The sequence below is a fragment of the Stutzerimonas stutzeri genome, assembly GCF_000219605.1.
In the GTDB taxonomy this organism is placed as follows: Bacteria; Pseudomonadota; Gammaproteobacteria; order Pseudomonadales; family Pseudomonadaceae; genus Stutzerimonas; species Stutzerimonas stutzeri.
Map to the genome: position 1 here is coordinate 2371318 of NC_015740.1, position 16222 is coordinate 2387539.

15 protein-coding genes are annotated in these 16222 nt (G+C 61.9%); 4 read left to right on the forward strand and 11 right to left on the reverse strand.

Annotation, left to right across the window (positions count from 1 at the left end):
- Positions 1–7: 7 nt before the first annotated feature.
- The 3 genes from pgl to prmB all read right to left on the reverse strand — a co-directional run bounded on the left by pgl (position 8) and on the right by prmB (position 3309).
- Positions 8–721: a 6-phosphogluconolactonase gene (gene pgl / locus PSTAB_RS11010; protein WP_013982958.1), complete on the reverse strand. Its 714-nt coding sequence runs from the start codon at positions 719–721 to the stop codon at positions 8–10.
- A complete protein-coding gene (gene zwf / locus PSTAB_RS11015) occupies positions 708–2177 on the reverse strand; it encodes a glucose-6-phosphate dehydrogenase (protein WP_013982959.1) in 1470 nt (489 codons plus the stop codon). The genes pgl and zwf overlap by 14 nt, the downstream gene beginning before the upstream one ends.
- 208 nt (positions 2178–2385) lie before the next feature.
- Entirely contained in the window at positions 2386–3309 is a 924-nt protein-coding gene (prmB, locus tag PSTAB_RS11020) for a 50S ribosomal protein L3 N(5)-glutamine methyltransferase (protein WP_013982960.1), read from the reverse strand.
- A 302-nt stretch (positions 3310–3611) separates the two neighbouring features.
- Here prmB and PSTAB_RS11025 point away from each other — a divergent pair, with 302 nt between their 5' ends.
- From PSTAB_RS11025 to folE, 3 genes are all read left to right on the forward strand, one after another.
- Entirely contained in the window at positions 3612–4208 is a 597-nt protein-coding gene (locus PSTAB_RS11025; protein ID WP_011913451.1) for a cysteine hydrolase family protein, read from the forward strand.
- Positions 4209–4265: 57 nt separating this feature from the next.
- Positions 4266–4826, forward strand: a complete 561-nt coding sequence (locus PSTAB_RS11030) for a Smr/MutS family protein (protein ID WP_013982961.1) — start codon at positions 4266–4268, stop codon at positions 4824–4826.
- 95 nt (positions 4827–4921) lie between these two features.
- Positions 4922–5467, forward strand: a complete 546-nt coding sequence (gene folE / locus PSTAB_RS11035) for a GTP cyclohydrolase I FolE (protein WP_011913453.1) — start codon at positions 4922–4924, stop codon at positions 5465–5467.
- 43 nt (positions 5468–5510) lie between these two features.
- Here folE and PSTAB_RS11040 read toward each other — a convergent pair whose 3' ends face one another.
- Both PSTAB_RS11040 and PSTAB_RS11045 read right to left on the reverse strand, forming a co-directional pair.
- Positions 5511–6113, reverse strand: a complete 603-nt coding sequence (locus tag PSTAB_RS11040; RefSeq protein ID WP_013982962.1) for a glutathione S-transferase family protein — start codon at positions 6111–6113, stop codon at positions 5511–5513.
- Between the two features lie 46 nt (positions 6114–6159).
- Positions 6160–7326: an aminotransferase-like domain-containing protein gene (locus PSTAB_RS11045; protein ID WP_041771944.1), complete on the reverse strand. Its 1167-nt coding sequence runs from the start codon at positions 7324–7326 to the stop codon at positions 6160–6162.
- An 80-nt stretch (positions 7327–7406) separates the two neighbouring features.
- Between PSTAB_RS11045 and PSTAB_RS11050 the strand changes: the two genes are divergently transcribed.
- Positions 7407–7850, forward strand: a complete 444-nt coding sequence (locus tag PSTAB_RS11050; protein ID WP_011913456.1) for a MarR family winged helix-turn-helix transcriptional regulator — start codon at positions 7407–7409, stop codon at positions 7848–7850.
- Between the two features lie 91 nt (positions 7851–7941).
- On the opposite strand, the gene rpsA is transcribed toward PSTAB_RS11050, so the two are convergent.
- From rpsA to serC, 6 genes are all read right to left on the reverse strand, one after another.
- Positions 7942–9624, reverse strand: a complete 1683-nt coding sequence (gene rpsA, locus PSTAB_RS11055; protein WP_013982964.1) for a 30S ribosomal protein S1 — start codon at positions 9622–9624, stop codon at positions 7942–7944.
- A gap of 190 nt (positions 9625–9814) precedes the next feature.
- Entirely contained in the window at positions 9815–10504 is a 690-nt protein-coding gene (cmk, locus tag PSTAB_RS11060; protein ID WP_011913458.1) for a (d)CMP kinase, read from the reverse strand.
- Complete coding sequence (locus tag PSTAB_RS11065; protein ID WP_013982965.1) at positions 10501–12729, reverse strand: bifunctional prephenate dehydrogenase/3-phosphoshikimate 1-carboxyvinyltransferase; 2229 nt, start codon at positions 12727–12729, stop codon at positions 10501–10503. Before PSTAB_RS11065 ends, cmk begins: the two co-directional genes overlap by 4 nt.
- Before the next feature lie 11 nt (positions 12730–12740).
- Positions 12741–13850 carry a histidinol-phosphate transaminase gene (gene hisC / locus PSTAB_RS11070; protein ID WP_013982966.1) on the reverse strand — a complete coding sequence of 370 codons (1110 nt, stop codon included), beginning with the start codon at positions 13848–13850 and terminating at the stop codon, positions 12741–12743.
- A gap of 81 nt (positions 13851–13931) precedes the next feature.
- Positions 13932–15029, reverse strand: coding sequence for a prephenate dehydratase (gene pheA, locus PSTAB_RS11075; RefSeq protein ID WP_011913461.1), 1098 nt, complete (start codon positions 15027–15029; stop codon positions 13932–13934).
- Positions 15029–16114, reverse strand: coding sequence for a 3-phosphoserine/phosphohydroxythreonine transaminase (serC, locus tag PSTAB_RS11080; protein ID WP_013982967.1), 1086 nt, complete (start codon positions 16112–16114; stop codon positions 15029–15031). The genes pheA and serC overlap by 1 nt, the downstream gene beginning before the upstream one ends.
- Positions 16115–16222 lie beyond the last annotated feature (108 nt).

Genomic DNA, 16222 nt, shown 5'->3' on the forward strand with positions numbered 1-16222 from the left:
TCGGGCCTCAAGGGCACCAGTAGATTTCGAGCGGAGCGTGCAGGAATGCCCGGATGGGCATCTGCAATGGATCGGCACTCAGCGCTACACGCAGGGTTTCAAGCTTTTCGCTGCCTTGAATGGCCAGACACTGCATCCTGGCGCAGGCCAGTAGAGGATAGGTCATCGTCAGGCGGGCCTCGGGGGCGACCGGTGCCTGCATAGCCACACAGCGCTCGGGGCAATCCTCCCGCAAGGCATGCGCCAAGTTGGCGCTGCCTGGGAACAGCGAAGCAGTGTGCCCGTCGTCACCCATGCCGAGCACGAGCACATCAATCGGCTGATGCAATTGGTCGAGCGCCGCATTGGCGAAGCCCGCAGCCTGCTCGAGCGAGTCGGCTGGCTGGTAGAGCCCGATCAGCCGGGCGGCATTCGCGGCATTCTGCAGAAGGTGGCGCCGCAGCAAGCCTTCGTTGCTGGCCGGATCGGTTGGCGAGACCCAGCGCTCGTCGGCCAGGCTGATCTGGATCTTTGCCCAGTCCAGCTCTCGCCTAGAGAGGGACTCGAAGAACGCAACCGGGCTCCGCCCACCGGATACCACCAGACTTGCGACGCCGTGTGTCTGTACCGCGTAGCGCAGCGCCTTGGCGACGCTGTCGGCCATCAGTTCGGCCTGCCGCTGCGCGTCCGCCGAGCTATGGGCGATCACGCCCGTGGGTAAGTCCAGTTCAGAGATCGCCATACCACGCCCTCCCGTCGCGCGTGATCAGTGCAATCGAAGCGACCGGCCCCCAGGAACCCGCCGGGTACAGTTTGAGCTCAGCACCGAGCCGGCTCCAACCGTCAATCAACTGATCACACCATTGCCACGCATATTCGATTTCATCCCTGCGCACGAACAGATTCTGGTTGCCTTGCATCACCTCGAGCAACAGGCGCTCATAAGCATCCGGAATTCGCGCGCTTTTATAAGTCTCCGAGAAATTCAGCTGCAGCGGCCCGCTGCGAAGATGCATGCCCTTGTCCAGCCCCTGCTCCTTGGTCATGACTTGCAGCGAAATGCCTTCATCCGGTTGCAGGCGGATGATCAGGCGATTGCTGATCAGCGCGCGTTGCTCGGGGGCGAAGATGTAGAACGGCGGCTCCTTGAAATGGATGACGATCTGCGACAGCTTCTGCGCCATGCGCTTGCCGGTACGCAGGTAGAACGGCACGCCGGACCATCGCCAGTTGCAGATATCGGCCCGCAAGGCGACGAACGTCTCGGTGCTGCTCTGCGCGTTGGAATTCTCCTCGTCCAGATAACCCGGCACCGAAACGCCACCTACGTTGCCCGCCGCGTACTGCCCGCGCACGACCCGCTGATGGATGGATTCGGCCGTGATCGGAGCCAGTGCCTTGAGCACCTTCACTTTCTCGTCACGGATGCTGTCAGCGGTGAGATTGCTCGGCGGGTCCATGGCGATCAGGCAGAGCAGCTGCAGCAAGTGGTTCTGCACCATGTCGCGCAGCTGGCCGGCCTGATCGAAATAGCCCCAACGGCCTTCGATGCCCACCGTTTCGGCCACGGTGATCTCGACGTGGGAAATATGGTGCTGGTCCCACTGAGTTTCGAACAGGCTGTTGGCGAAGCGCAGCGCGATCAGATTCTGGACGGTTTCCTTACCGAGATAGTGGTCGATGCGGTAGATACGGCTCTCAGGAAAATGCTCGGCAACGGCATCGTTGATCACCCTGGACGATTCGAGATCGTGACCGATGGGCTTCTCCAGAACGACCCGGGCCTGTTCGGCGAGCCCGCTCGCCGCGAGGAACCTGCAGATGTCGCCATACACCGCGGCGGGCGTTGCGAAATAGGCGACCAGGGGCAAGTCCTGCGGTACGCACTCTCGAAGCGCCGCGTAGTCCTCACCGCGACGGAAATCCATGGTGAGGTAGCGCAGCCGCTCGGCAAAGCGCTCGAGCGCCGGCTCGTCGAGTTCGCCAGCCGGTACGCGCGTTCGCAACGCCTGAATGATTCGCGTCTTGTGTGCCTCAGGCTCACCACCTTCACGCGACAGCGCAAGGATTCGCGTATCGCCATGCAGCAGACCGGCACGATCCAGCTGGTAAAGCGCCGGAAACAGCTTGCGCAGCGCAAGATCGCCCAGGGCGCCGAACAAGGAAAAAGTGGTGGGTTCTACGGTGATGCCTGGCATGGGCTGTCCACTTCAATGGTCAGTGAATGACGGCTCGAACACTGACCGATCGGAATTGCAGCCAGCCAGCGGCACAGATTCCCGATCGGACTTCTATGCAGACCACCATGCGGGGCAAATGCTCAGCGAGATTCGCCAATCGGCCATGCAGGGCCGGACTGGCGAGGAGTAGAAGATTCGAGCGCTACGCCCTTCCAGATAAAACCGATCAGCTCTCCGCCAGGCGCGAGCGGAACAGTGCCTGATGCTTTCGGCATTGCTGTGCGGCCAGCAGGAATACGCCATGTCCACCACGGGTGAATTCCAGCCAGGTGAAATCCACTTCCGGATACAGCGCCTGAACATGAACCTGACTGTTGCCCACCTCGACGATCAGCACACCATCGTCGGCAAGGTGATCCGCGGCTTCGGCGAGCATGCGACGGACCAGGTCCAGCCCATCGTTACCGCACGCCAGGCCGAGCTCCGGCTCATGATGGAACTCATCTGGCATATCCGCGAAATCCTCGGCGTCGACATAAGGCGGGTTCGACACGATCAGGTCGAAGCGCTGATTGGGCAGCCCGTCGAAACCATCGCTTTGCACGGTGTAGACGCGCTCTTCGAGACCATGCTGCTCGATGTTGCGGTTGGCCACCTCGAGCGCATCGAACGAGATGTCCGCCAGTACGACTTCTGCTTCGAGGAATTCATACGCACAGGCGATACCGATGCAGCCCGACCCGGTGCAAAGATCAAGGATGCGTTTCGGGGTACCGGGCAGCCAGGGTTCGAAACGATGCTCGATCAGCTCACCGATGGGCGACCTCGGAATGAGCACGCGCTCATCGACAATGAACGGCAGGCCACAGAACCAGGCCTGCTCCAGCAGGTAGGCAGTCGGTACACGCTCTTCGATGCGCCGACGTAGCAGGTTCTGCAAGTGTTCGCACTCATCCGCTTCCAGGCGACAGTCCAGATAGCTATCGGACATCTCCCACGGCAGATGAAGTGCACCCAGAACCAGCTGACGCGCATCGTCCCAGGCGTTGTCGGTGCCGTGGCCAAAGAACAGCTGCTCCGCCTGAAAACGGCTGACAGCCCAGCGAATATAGTCACGCAGGGTACGCAAGCGAGAGAGCGAAGCGGTCACAAGGGCGTCTCCTGTAAAAAGTGCGCGAGTTTAACAGGCATCGGAAAACCCGAGCTACGGCGGTGGTTGCCGAGACCTGTGGTTCGCCAGCAAAGTTGAGACAGCTTTGTAAATGCCCAATTCGTTGCGAGCGTTCGCTGATCACTGGCAGTACCCTTCGGCACGGAATTTTTGCGGCAATCCGAGCGTCAAGAGCGCGACCGAGCAGTCACTCGCCTGCCAAGCGAAACAATCGGCTGGACGGTTCACATCGGCGCGCTCAGGCGCCACAATCAGCCCCCTCACAGCACAAGGAGCCGACAATGACCAAGCCACAGACCATGCTTCAGCTCAGTGGCCGCAGCTATAACCCGGCGACGCTGACGAATGCCACCCTGCTGGTCATCGACGTGCAGGAGGAATACCGCAGTGGCGTTCTGGCCCTGCCCGCCCTGGATCGGGCGCTACCGGAAATCACCCGCCTGCTGGCAGCTGCGCGCGCGGCCGGCGCACCGATCGTGCACGTGCATCACCTGGGCATCAGCGGCGGGCTGTTCGATCCGCAAGGTTTTCGTGGACAGATCATGCCCGAAGCCGCGCCGCTGCCCGGCGAGCCCGTGGTCGCCAAACGCCTCCCCAATGCTTTTTCCGGCACCGAGCTGCACGAGCTGCTGCAGAAGCTCGGCCGCCTCGATCTCATCGTTTGCGGCTTCATGACCCATTCGAGCATCAGCACCACCGTTCGCGCAGCCAAGGATTACGGCTATCGCTGCACTCTCGTCGACAGCGCCTGCGCCACGCGCAACCTGCCGATGGGCGAAGGCAGCATCGATGCCGAACAGGTCCATCGCATCGAAATGACCATCCTTGCCGACAACTTTGCGGTCTGCGTGCCGGACACGGCAGCCCTGAGCCGCTAGGACGCTTTCTGCACGCGGCAGTGGCTGGGGTAGACTGGCCTTCTGTTTGGAGGCCCCATGCAAGACGACGACGATTTTTCCCTCTTCCAATCGGCCGTGCGCGGTGTCAAGCCGATGACCCATGACCGTGCCGAGACCGGCAAGGTCCGCAGCAACCGCGAACAGATCGCGACCCGCCGCAGCAACGCCACGCTCAGCAACGACTCGACGCGCGTCGACGGACTGTCGGACCAGTTCGTCATCGACGTCGGCGCGGAGGATGAGCTCTACTGGGCGCGTGACGGCGTGCAGGACGCACAGATGCGCAAGCTCAAGGCCGGCCAGATACCGTTCGAAGGCAGCCTGGACCTGCATGGGATGACAGTGGAAAAGGCCCGCGAACAGCTGTGGGACTTCATCGCCGAAGCAACCCGCTTCGAAGTCCGTTGCGTCCGCGTGACTCATGGCAAGGCCGCGCGGCTGGATGGCAAGCGCCCATTGATCAAGAGCCACGTAAACACCTGGTTGCGGCAACACCCACAGGTGCTTGGTTTCACGTCCTGCCTGCCGCGTCATGGTGGGACCGGCGCACTCTACGTGGTGCTCAAGCGCACCATGCTGGAAGGGCGCGACGAATGACTGCTCGGCTCACGCCAGTCGCTCGACAGGCTTGCCAGCAGAGCGGCAGCCCCCTACCCTTCGCGTTCGCGACCCTATGCCTGACAGGTAGCTCAATGTCCCTGGAACAACACTACACCGCGATCCTTGGCCAACTTGGCGAGGACGTTAACCGCGAGGGTCTGCTCGACACACCCAAACGCGCCGCCAAAGCCATGCAGTACCTGTGCAAGGGCTACCAGCAGACCCTCGAAGAGGTGACCAACGGCGCTCTGTTCAGCTCCGACAACAGCGAGATGGTGCTGGTCAAGAACATCGAGCTGTACTCGCTCTGCGAACACCACATGCTGCCTTTCATCGGCAAGGCGCACGTCGCCTACCTGCCCAACGGTAAGGTGCTTGGCCTGTCGAAGGTCGCCCGGATCGTCGACATGTATGCGCGCCGACTGCAGATTCAGGAAAACCTGACCCGTGAGATCGCCGAAGCGATGCAGCAGGTCACCGGAGCCTCCGGTGTAGCCGTGGTCATCGAAGCCCAGCACATGTGCATGATGATGCGCGGTGTCGAGAAGCAGAATTCCTCCATGGTCACATCGGTGATGCTGGGTCAGTTCCGCGACAATGCCGCTACTCGTAGCGAGTTTCTCGGGCTGGTGAAGTAGCACAGAGAAGACAGGGCCTTCACGGCCCTGTCTTTTTCGCTCCTCAATCGTACATGCCTACATGCCGCGGATGGCTCGCAACGCGCTGCAGCCACCGACGGATCGCTGGATAACCTTCCAGATCGAAACCACCCTCTTCCGCCACGTGGGTGTATGCGTAGAGCGCAACGTCGGCGATGGAATAGTGATCACCCACCAGATACGGCGTGCGCAGCAGCTGTTGCTCCATCACGTTAAGGGCATGATAGCCGTCGAGCTGCTTGGCCTCGTATTCCTCACGCCGCTCTTCCGGCATACCCAGATAGACCTTGATGTACCGCGCCACGGCAATGAACGGCTCGTGACTGTACTGCTCGAAGAACTGCCACTGCAGCACCTGAGTGCGCAGGCGCGGATCGGTCGGAAGGAACTCGCTGCCCTCGGCCAGGTAGTTCAGGATGGCGTTGGACTCCCATAGACAGGAGCCGTCCTCGAGTTCCAGCACCGGGATCTTGCCGTTCGGATTCTTCTTGAGAAACTCCTCCGAGCGCGTCTCGCCTCGAAGGATATTGATCGCAATCCACTCGTACGGCTGGTCCAGCAGGTGCAGCATCAGCTTGATCTTGTAGCAATTACCCGACCGATAATCGCCATAGACTTTCAACATGGTCTCCCCTCCCGATCGACCCGCGGCGCGGGCCGGCAATAACTCCTCACGCAGCTTCCAACGCACCGGCGTCGCGAATGACCTGGGCCAGCCTGCGTAGTCCCTCGTCCATGCGCTCAGCCGCGACATGACTGAAATTCAGCCTCAGATAGCCGGGGTTCGCGTCCGGTTCGACGAAGAACGGCTCGCCGGGCATGAACACGACATCCTCGGCCAGCGCCCGATTGAGCAGCGTTCGCGTGTCAAGCGGTTGCTTGAGCGTCAACCAGAAGAACAGCCCGCCCTGCGGCAACTCCCAGGTCGCCAGATCGCTGAAGTGCTCCGTCAGCGCCGCCTGCATGGCATCGCGGCGGACTCGGTAGAACTCGCGCAACTGTCCGAGATGCGCCTGGTAATGGTCGCTGCCCAGCCATTGCAACGCCTGCCATTGCCCGATCCGATTGGTATGCAGGTCTGCCGACTGCTTGAGGCGCAGCAGATAAGGAAACAGGTCCGCAGACGCGATCAGGTAGCCTACCCGCAAACCGGGCAGCAGCGTCTTGGATACCGTGCCGGTGTAGATCCAGCTGGCCCGCTTGAGGCGCGACACGATGGGCCTGGCACTGCCCTGGTCGAACACCAGTTCACGGTACGGCTCGTCCTCCAGCAAGGTCACACCGTATTCATCCAGCAGCCCGGCAACGGCCTCACGCTTGGCTTCGCTGTAACGGACCGCAGAAGGATTCTGGAAGGTCGGAATCAGGTAGGCGAAAGCCGGAGCGTGCTGCTCCAGCGTGGAACGCAGTGCCGCCAGATCCGGTCCGTCAGCCTGCTGCGCAACGGCCAGACACTGTGCACCGAACAGCTGGAACGACTGCAGCGCGGCGAGATAGGTCGGCGCCTCGACCAGCACCTCGGTGCCCGAGTCGATGAACAGCTTCGAGGCGAGATCCAGCGTCTGTTGCGACCCACTGACAATCAGCACCTGGCTGGCCTCGCAGGGCACGCCGAGCGCCCGGGCCTGAGCCGCGATGGCTTCGCGAAGGGCGGGTTCGCCTTCGCTCATGCCGTATTGCCCCATGCTCGCAGGCAGCTCGGCCCAATCCACCGCGGGTAACATCGCCTCAGCCGGCAACCCACCGGCAAAGGACATCACCTCAGGACGCTGGGCTGCGGCGAGAATTTCACGAATCAGGGAGCTTTTCAGGCGAGTAATACGTTCGGAGAAGGCCATTTCCATACCAGGTGCGAGGCGTTGCAAAATAAGTCAAACTTCTTGACCGAAATTACGCCTCTCATAATAAATACGTCAATATGCCTGACCTAAAAAAAAGCGCCGTGCAGCGCCAGATAATGGAAAGCTTCTTTCTCGGCTATCAGGCTTTCACGGCAAAGCCTGACGAGATGCTGGCCCGTCGCGGTCTGTCCCGCGTGCATCACCGCATCCTGTTCTTTATCGCCAGCTATCCCGACCTGAGCGTCAAGGAACTGCTGAGCTACCTGGGCGTTACCAAGCAGGCGCTGAACACACCATTGCGCCAACTGATCGAAATGCATCTAGTGGAAAGCCTCACGGCGGAGGACGACAAGCGCAAACGCATGCTGCGCTTCACCGCCGAGGGAGCGAAGCTCGAGCAAGCACTGCGCCGGGAACAGGTCAGGCTGCTACAGCGCGCCTTCGATGACGTGGGGGAACAGTCTGTAGACGGCTGGCTCGCGGTCAACCAGGCGCTCGCCATGGAAAAGGCCAAAGGCTGACAGCTCTCGCCGAGGCGGGGCGCTCCATCACGTGGAATCGCAGGCACAAAAAAGGGCGACCGAAGTCGCCCTTTTTCATGAAGAACCGAACTTAGTTCTGGTTTTCCATCTGAGCACGGATCAGATCACCAATGGTGGTCGGGCCGGTGCTTTCAACTTCCTGCTTGGTGCGCAGCTCTTTCATCGCATCCTTCTCGTCTTCGACGTCTTTGGACTTGATGGACAGGCTGATCACGCGGGACTTGCGGTCGATGCTGATGATCTTGGCTTCGACTTCGTCGCCTTCCTTCAGCACGTTGCGCGCATCTTCAACGCGGTCACGGCTGATTTCGGACGCCTTCAGGGTCGCTTCGATATCGTTGCCCAGATCGATGATGGCGCCTTTGGCGTCAACTTCTTTCACGGTACCGCGAACGATGCTGCCCTTGTCATTGACGGCGGCGTAGTTGGAGAACGGATCGTCTTCCAGCTGCTTGATACCCAGGGAGATACGCTCACGCTCCGGATCGACCGACAGGATAACGGTATCCAGCTCGTCGCCCTTCTTGAAGCGGCGAACGGCTTCTTCACCCGGCTCGTTCCAGGAGATGTCGGACAGGTGAACCAGACCGTCGATGCCGCCGTCCAGACCGATGAAGATACCGAAATCGGTGATCGACTTGATGGTGCCGGAGATGCGGTCGCCCTTGTTGAACTGGCCAGAGAAGTCTTCCCACGGGTTGGACTTGCACTGCTTGATGCCCAGGGAGATGCGACGACGCTCTTCGTCGATGTCCAGAACCATGACTTCCACTTCGTCGCCGACCTGAACGACCTTCGACGGGTGGATGTTCTTGTTGGTCCAGTCCATTTCGGAGACGTGCACCAGACCTTCGACACCTTCTTCCAGCTCGGCGAAGCAGCCGTAGTCGGTCAGGTTGGTGACGCGGGCCATGACGCGGGTGCCTTCCGGGTAACGCGCCTTGATGGCAACCCATGGGTCTTCGCCCAGCTGCTTCAGGCCCAGCGATACGCGGTTGCGCTCGCGGTCGAACTTCAGCACCTTGACATCGATCTCGTCGCCAACGTTGACGATCTCGGACGGATGCTTGATGCGCTTCCAGGCCATGTCGGTGATGTGCAGCAGACCATCGACGCCGCCCAGGTCAACGAACGCACCGTAGTCGGTGAGGTTCTTGACGATACCCTTGACCTGCTGGCCTTCCTGCAGGGATTCCAGCAGAGCTTCGCGCTCGGCGCTGTTCTCGGCTTCCAGCACGCTGCGGCGGGAAACGACAACGTTGTTGCGCTTCTGGTCGAGCTTGATGACCTTGAACTCGAGTTCTTTGCCTTCCAGGTGGGTGGTGTCGCGCACAGGGCGGACATCGACCAGCGAACCCGGCAGGAACGCACGAATGCCGTTGACGTCGACGGTGAAGCCACCTTTGACCTTGCCGTTGATGACGCCCTTGACCACTTCTTCTGCAGCGAAAGCCGCTTCCAGAACAATCCAGGATTCCGCGCGCTTGGCTTTTTCACGGGACAGCTTGGTTTCGCCAAAGCCATCTTCAACCGCGTCCAGAGCAACGTGGACCTCGTCACCCACCTTGATGGTCAGCTCGCCCTGCTCGTTGTAGAACTGCTCGACCGGGATGACGCCCTCGGACTTGAGGCCGGCATGTACGGTGACCCAGTCACCGTCGATGTCGACCACGATGCCGGTGATGATGGCGCCCGGCTGCATGTCGAGGGATTTAAGGCTTTCTTCAAAAAGTTCTGCGAAGCTTTCGCTCATGTTGATTCCTGCTGTTTTCGGGCGAGAATCCGCCCAATCTCCACATTCCAGACAATGTGGGTTCATTCATATAAAAAAAGGCCTGCGGGACTGGATCTGGTCTCCCACATGCCTCCTTGTTAACGGCTCGAGGCGCGCCTACCGGCTGCGCTGACCTCGAAGTCCGTTTGGCCGCCTTTCGGCGTTCCGATCATCCAGCCAAGTCGCGATCGGCGACTTCGCTCAGAATCCTTTGCAGCACTTCTTCGATGGAAAGTGTAGTGGAATCGAGCTGAATGGCATCTTCTGCCGGCTTCAACGGTGCCACCGCACGCTGGGTATCGCGCTCGTCGCGCTCCCGAATCTCCTCAAGAAGACTCGCGAGATTAACATCATCACCACGCGCCTTCAACTGCAAGTAGCGTCTGCGCGCACGTTCTTCCGCACTTGCAGTGAGGAAGATCTTCAGCGGCGCATCGGGGAACACGACGGTTCCCATGTCGCGCCCGTCGGCAACCAGGCCGGGGGCCTCGCGAAAGGCCTTCTGCCGTTGCAACAGCGCGGTCCGAACCACCGGCAACGCCGCGACCTGGGAAGCACCCGCACCGACGGTCTCGTTGCGAATGGCCTCGGTGACGTCCTCGCCTTCCAGAATGATGACCATGCCATGCCCATCGCGGGCAGCGCCGAATTGCACATCCAGATGCTCGGCAAGTACCTTCAGGGCTTCCTCGTTGGTCAGATCGACGCCGTGATTACGCGCAGCGAATGCCAGCAGACGGTACAGGGCGCCGGAGTCGAGAAAATTCCAGCCGAGCTTGCCCGCGAGCAGCGCAGCAACGGTTCCCTTGCCCGAGCCGCTAGGCCCGTCGATGGTGATGACTGGTACAGGCTTGATCATGAGGCGCCCTCCGCCTGAACCTGCATCCCGGCCCGCTGAGCCAGGTCCAGGAAATTGGGGAACGAGGTCGCCACGTTCGCGCAATCGTGGATGCGGATCGGACCGCTGGCGCGCAGCGCAGCGACGCTGAACGACATGGCGATACGATGATCACCGTGCGCCCAGACTTCACCGGAACCGATCATGCCACCCTCGATGACGATGCCGTCGGGTGTCGGTTCCGCCTTGATACCCAGCGTCTGCAGCCCGTCGGCCATGACCTGGATACGATCCGACTCCTTGACGCGCAGCTCCTCGGCACCGCGCAAGGTGGTGCGACCCTGGGCGCATGCCGCGGCAACGAAGAGCACAGGAAACTCGTCGATGGCCAGCGGCACCAGGTCTTCGGGAATGTCGATACCCTTGAGCTGCGCACCACGCACGCGGATATCGGCGACAGGCTCGCCGCCCACCTCGCGAAGGTTCTCCAGAGTGATATCGCCGCCCATCAGCTTGAGGATGTCGATCACACCGGTACGAGTCGGGTTGACCCCTACATGCTCGAGCACGATCTCCGAGCCCGGTGCAATGCTGGCCGCGACCATGAAGAAGGCCGCCGAGGAGATATCCGCCGGCACCTCGATATGGGTGCCACGCAGCTTGTGCCCCGGCTCGACGATCGCGGTGCGTCCTTCGACCGTTACCGGGTAGCCGAAACCGCGCAGCATCCGCTCGGTGTGATCACGAGTCGGTGCAGGCTCGGTGACGGAGGTCTGGTCGGCGGCATACAGGCCGGCCAGCAGCAGACAGGATTTGACCTGTGCGCTGGCCATCGGCATGTCGTAGTGCATACCGGACAGACGCTGGCCGCCACGAATGGTCAGCGGCGGACGACCTTCGGCAGCCGTCTCGATGACCGCGCCCATCTCGCGCAGCGGCTTGGCGACGCGATTCATCGGGCGCTTGGACAGCGAGGCATCGCCAGTAAGGGTGGTATCGAACGGCTGCGCCGCGAGCAAGCCGGACAACAGGCGCATGGAGGTGCCGGAGTTACCCAGATAGATCGGGCCAGGCGGCGGCTTCAGACCATGCAGGCCAACGCCATGGACGGTCACCCGCCCCTGCTGCGGGCCTTCGATGACCACACCCATGTCACGGAACGCCTGAATCGTGGCGAGGGCGTCTTCACCTTCGAGAAAACCCTCGACTTCGGTGGTCCCTTCCGCCAGGGAACCCAGCATGATGGAACGATGCGAAATGGATTTGTCGCCTGGAACACGCAAATGGCCGGTCAGGCTGCCGCCAGGGTTGGCGAGGAAAACGAGGTCATTGGAATGCATAACGTCCACATAGGCTCGGCGAGCCAGTATTTTGCTGAAATGTTCCCGGGCAGCCCGGGCGCGCGTGAACACGCCCAACAACCTGTGCCCGTCTCCTTCATCGACCGCGGCGCGCAGGGCGTCGAGGTCGGCACGAAAATCATCTAGGGTATGCAGCACCGCCTCGCGATTGGCGAGGAAGATGTCGTGCCACATCACCGGGTCGCTACCGGCAATACGGGTGAAATCACGAAATCCACCCGCCGCGTAGCGGAAGATCTCGAGATTCTCATGGCGCTTGGCGAGCGAATCAACCAGACCGAAGGCCAACAGGTGCGGCAGGTGACTGGTGGCGGCCAGCACCTCGTCGTGGTGCGCCACGTCCATGTGCTCGACATCGGCACCGAGCGCCGCCCAAAGCCGGGTCACCAGCGCAAGCGCCTGCGGATCGGTGTTCTTCAGCGGAGTCAGTATGACCTTGTGGCGGCGGAACAGCGTGCTCTTGGCCGCCGTGACACCACTGAGCTCCGATCCGGCGATGGGATGGCCGGGAACGAAACGCGACGGCATCTCGCCGAACACGTTACGCGCGCAGCGCACCACATTGCCCTTGGCGCTGCCGACATCGGTGATCACGGCGGAGCCCAGGTCGAGCTTCGCCAGCTCGCCGAGCAGTCGTTCCAGGGCGAGGATGGGTGTGGCGAGCTGAATAACGTCGGCGTCACGGCAGGCTTCGGCCAGCGTGTCGGCACAGCGATCCACCACGCCCAGCTCGACCGCCAGTTCACGCGAGCGGGCATCCAGATCGAAGCCGAGCACCTCGCGGCAAAGGCCGGACTCACGCAGCCCCTTGGCAAACGAACCGCCAATCAACCCGAGCCCGATCACCACCAGGCGATCGATGACAGGTGCGGCTCGTTGTTCCACGGCGGCTGGGCTCACTGCTGCAGTACCTGCGTCAGCACGTCCAGAAAACGTGCATTCTCACGCTCGGTACCAATGGAAACCCGCAGGAATGTCGGCATTCCGTAACCGGCTACCGGCCGCACGATCACACCCTCGCGCAAGAGTGCCTGATTGATCGGTGCAGCATCGCGGGCAAAATCCACCGCAATGAAATTGCCCCGCGAGGGAATCCACTCCAACCCCAACTGGCGGAAGCCGCGCTCCAGCTGAGCCATCCCGGCGTCGTTCACCCGGCGGCTGGCTGCCAGATAATCGACGTCATCCAGCGCCGCGCAGGCGGCGGCCAGCGCCAGGCTGTTCACATTGAAGGGCTGGCGAACGCGGTTCAACACGTCGGCGATCACCGGCGAGCTGATGGCGTAGCCGACGCGCAGGGCCGCCAGGCCATAGGCCTTGGAGAAGGTGCGCGAAACCAGCAGATTGGGATAGTCGGCGAGGTAGGCCAGCCCATCAGGCAGCTCCTGACCTTCGGCGTACTCGATATAGGCCTCGTCCAGCACCACCAGTACATGGGCTGGCACGCGCGCGAGGAAAGTACCCAACGCAGCGGCATCGAACCAGGTCCCGGTGGGGTTGTTGGGGTTGGCGACAAAGACGACCCGGGTGTTCTCGTCGATGGCATCGGCCATCGCGTCGAGATCGTGCCCCCAGTTCTTCGCCGCGACAGCACGCCCCTCGGCGCCGACGGCCTGGGTCGCGATCGGATAGACGGCGAAGGCGTGTTCGCTGAACACGGCGTTGAGCCCCGGTGCCAGATAGGCACGGGCGACCAGCTCGAGGATGTCGTTGGAACCATTGCCTAGCGTGACCTGGTGGACACCCACCGAATAACGCTGGGCAAGGCGCTGCTTGAGCACGAAGCCGTTACCGTCGGGGTAGCGGGTCAACTCGGAAAGCTCGGCCTGGATCGCTGCCAGCGCCTTCGGGCTGGGCCCCAGAGGGTTCTCATTGCTGGCCAGCTTGACGATTCCGGCGGGGTCCAGCTTCAACTCGCGCGCCAGCTCATCGACCGGCTTGCCTGGTACGTAAGGCGACAGCTTCTGCACGCCCGGCTGCGCCAGGGCAAGGAAATCACAACTCATTGGTTAGGCCTCAGGCTGCAGGCTCAGGCGGCAGGCACAAGCCTGTCGCCTGCCACCTGCTCCTGAAGCCCGGAGCCGCAATTAAAGTACTGCCTTGGGGTAGGAACCCAGCACCTTCAGCGCCACGGCTTCCTGGCCAATCTTCTCCAGCACGTCCTTGATCAGCGGATCCTGGTGGTGGCCGAGGAAGTCGATGAAGAACACATAGGTCCACTTGCCGCTGCGCGACGGCCGCGTCTCGATCCGGGTAAGGTCGATGCCATTGGTGTGGAACGGCACCAGCAGCTCGTGCAGCGCACCCGGCTTGTTGCGCATCGAGACAATGATCGACGTCTTGTCGTCGCCGGTCGGCGGCACTTCCTGGTTACCGATGATGAGGAAGCGGGTGGAGTTGTCCGGGCGGTCTTCGATCTTCTCCGCCAGCTTGGTCAGGCCGTACAGCTGGGCCGCCATGTCGCCGGCAATGGCGGCCGAGTTCCACTCGCTCTTGACCCGCTTGGCCGCATCCGCATTGCTGGAAACCGCCACCCGCTCGACGTTCGGATAATGCGCATCGAGCCACTTGCGACACTGCGCCAGCGATTGGGCATGGGAATAGATGCGCGTAATGCGATCGGTCTTGGTGGTTTCGCCCACCAGCAGATGATGGTGGATGCGCAGCTCCACCTCGCCACAGATAACGATGTCGTGCTCGAGGAAGCTGTCCAGCGTGTGGTTGACCGCGCCTTCGGTGGAGTTCTCCACCGGCACCACGCCGAAGTTCACCGCACCGGCGACCACTTCGCGGAACACCTCATCGATCGCCGCCATCGGGGTGCTGATCACCGCATGGCCGAAATGCTTGAGCGCGGCGGCCTGAGAGAACGTCCCTTCCGGCCCCAGATAGGCCACGCGCAGCGGCTGCTCGAGCGCCAGGCAGGAGGACATGATCTCACGGAACAGGCGGGCCATCTCTTCATTGTCGAGCGGCCCACGATTGAGTTCCATGATGTGTTTGAGCACCCAGGCTTCGCGTTCCGGGCGGTAGAACACCGCCGACTCGCCCTCGGCCAGCGCAGCGGTCTTGACCCGGGCCACTTCCTGGGCACAGCGGGCGCGCTCGCTGATCAGCTCGAGAATACGCTCGTCGAGACTGTCGATTCGAACCCGCAGCGCCTTCAGCTGATCGGCGTCGCTCATCAGCCGTGCTCCTTCTCGAACTCGGCCATGTAGGCCACCAGCGCCTCGACCGCATCCAGGCCGACAGCGTTGTAGATCGAGGCGCGCATGCCGCCCACGGAGCGATGACCTTTCAGGTTCAGCAGGCCACGCGCGTCGGCACCAGCCAGGAAGGCCTTGTCCAGGCGCTCATCGGCCAGGCGGAACGGCACGTTCATCCACGAGCGCGCGTTAACGGCGATCGGGTTGGTGTAGAAATCGCTGGCATCGATGGCGCCGTAGAGCATGTCCTTCTTCGCGCGATTGCGCTTTTCCATCGCCTCGACGCCGCCCTGCTCCTTCAGCCACTCGAAAACCAGCCCCGAGAGATACCAGGAGAAGGTCGCCGGGGTGTTGTACATCGAGCCATTGTCGGCGGCGATCTTGTAATCGAGCATGGTCGGGCAGACGGAGCGTGCGTGGCCGAGCAGGTCCTCACGGACGATGACCACCACCAGCCCGGACGGGCCGATGTTCTTCTGCGCCCCGGCATAGATCAGGCCGAACTTCGACACGTCGATCGGCCGCGAAAGGATGTCCGACGACATGTCAACGACCAGTGGGGTATCGCCCAGCTCCGGTACCCAATCGAACTGCAGGCCGCCGATGGTCTCGTTGCTGGCGTAGTGCAGATAGGCCGCGCCATCGCTCAGCTGCCAGTCGTTCTGTCCGGGAATCGCGAAGTAGTCGTAAGGCTTGGCAGTCGCCGCGACGTTCACGTGCCCGAAACGACGGGCCTCCTCGATCGCCTTGCGCGACCAGATGCCGGTATCGACATAGTCGGCCACGCCACCCTCGGGCAGCAGGTTCAGCGGAATCTCGGCGAACTGCTGGCTGGCCCCGCCCTGCAGGAACAGCACCTTGTAGTTCGACGGAATCGCCAGCAGATCGCGCAGATCCTGCTCCGCCTTTTCGGCGATGGCAGTGTAATCGTCGCTGCGATGGCTCATTTCCATGACCGACAGGCCCTTGCCATGCCAGTCGAGAAGCTCCGCCTGGGCGCGCTGAAGGACGGCTTCGGGAAGCGCAGCCGGACCGGCACAGAAGTTAAAGGCGCGTTTGCTCACTGCTGTTCTCTCGCTCTTGCTCGATATTGAATCCCGGGCTCGACGGCCGGTTTCTTTACCGACCGCCTCGCTACCGTCTGCCCGGTGTGCTGCTTTCTATCGGATGGC

Coding starts and splice junctions, on each gene's coding strand:
- zwf (WP_013982959.1), bottom strand. CDS start 2,177: ATGCCAGGCATCACCGTAGAACCCACCACTTTTTCCTTGTTCGGCGCC.
- pheA (WP_011913461.1), bottom strand. CDS start 15,029: ATGAGCGACGCCGATCAGCTGAAGGCGCTGCGGGTTCGAATCGACAGT.
- PSTAB_RS11025 (WP_011913451.1), top strand. CDS start 3,612: ATGACCAAGCCACAGACCATGCTTCAGCTCAGTGGCCGCAGCTATAAC.
- PSTAB_RS11040 (WP_013982962.1), bottom strand. CDS start 6,113: ATGTTGAAAGTCTATGGCGATTATCGGTCGGGTAATTGCTACAAGATC.
- cmk (WP_011913458.1), bottom strand. CDS start 10,504: ATGATCAAGCCTGTACCAGTCATCACCATCGACGGGCCTAGCGGCTCG.
- PSTAB_RS11030 (WP_013982961.1), top strand. CDS start 4,266: ATGCAAGACGACGACGATTTTTCCCTCTTCCAATCGGCCGTGCGCGGT.
- folE (WP_011913453.1), top strand. CDS start 4,922: ATGTCCCTGGAACAACACTACACCGCGATCCTTGGCCAACTTGGCGAG.
- PSTAB_RS11050 (WP_011913456.1), top strand. CDS start 7,407: ATGCCTGACCTAAAAAAAAGCGCCGTGCAGCGCCAGATAATGGAAAGC.
- rpsA (WP_013982964.1), bottom strand. CDS start 9,624: ATGAGCGAAAGCTTCGCAGAACTTTTTGAAGAAAGCCTTAAATCCCTC.
- pgl (WP_013982958.1), bottom strand. CDS start 721: ATGGCGATCTCTGAACTGGACTTACCCACGGGCGTGATCGCCCATAGC.
- PSTAB_RS11045 (WP_041771944.1), bottom strand. CDS start 7,326: ATGGCCTTCTCCGAACGTATTACTCGCCTGAAAAGCTCCCTGATTCGT.
- hisC (WP_013982966.1), bottom strand. CDS start 13,850: ATGAGTTGTGATTTCCTTGCCCTGGCGCAGCCGGGCGTGCAGAAGCTG.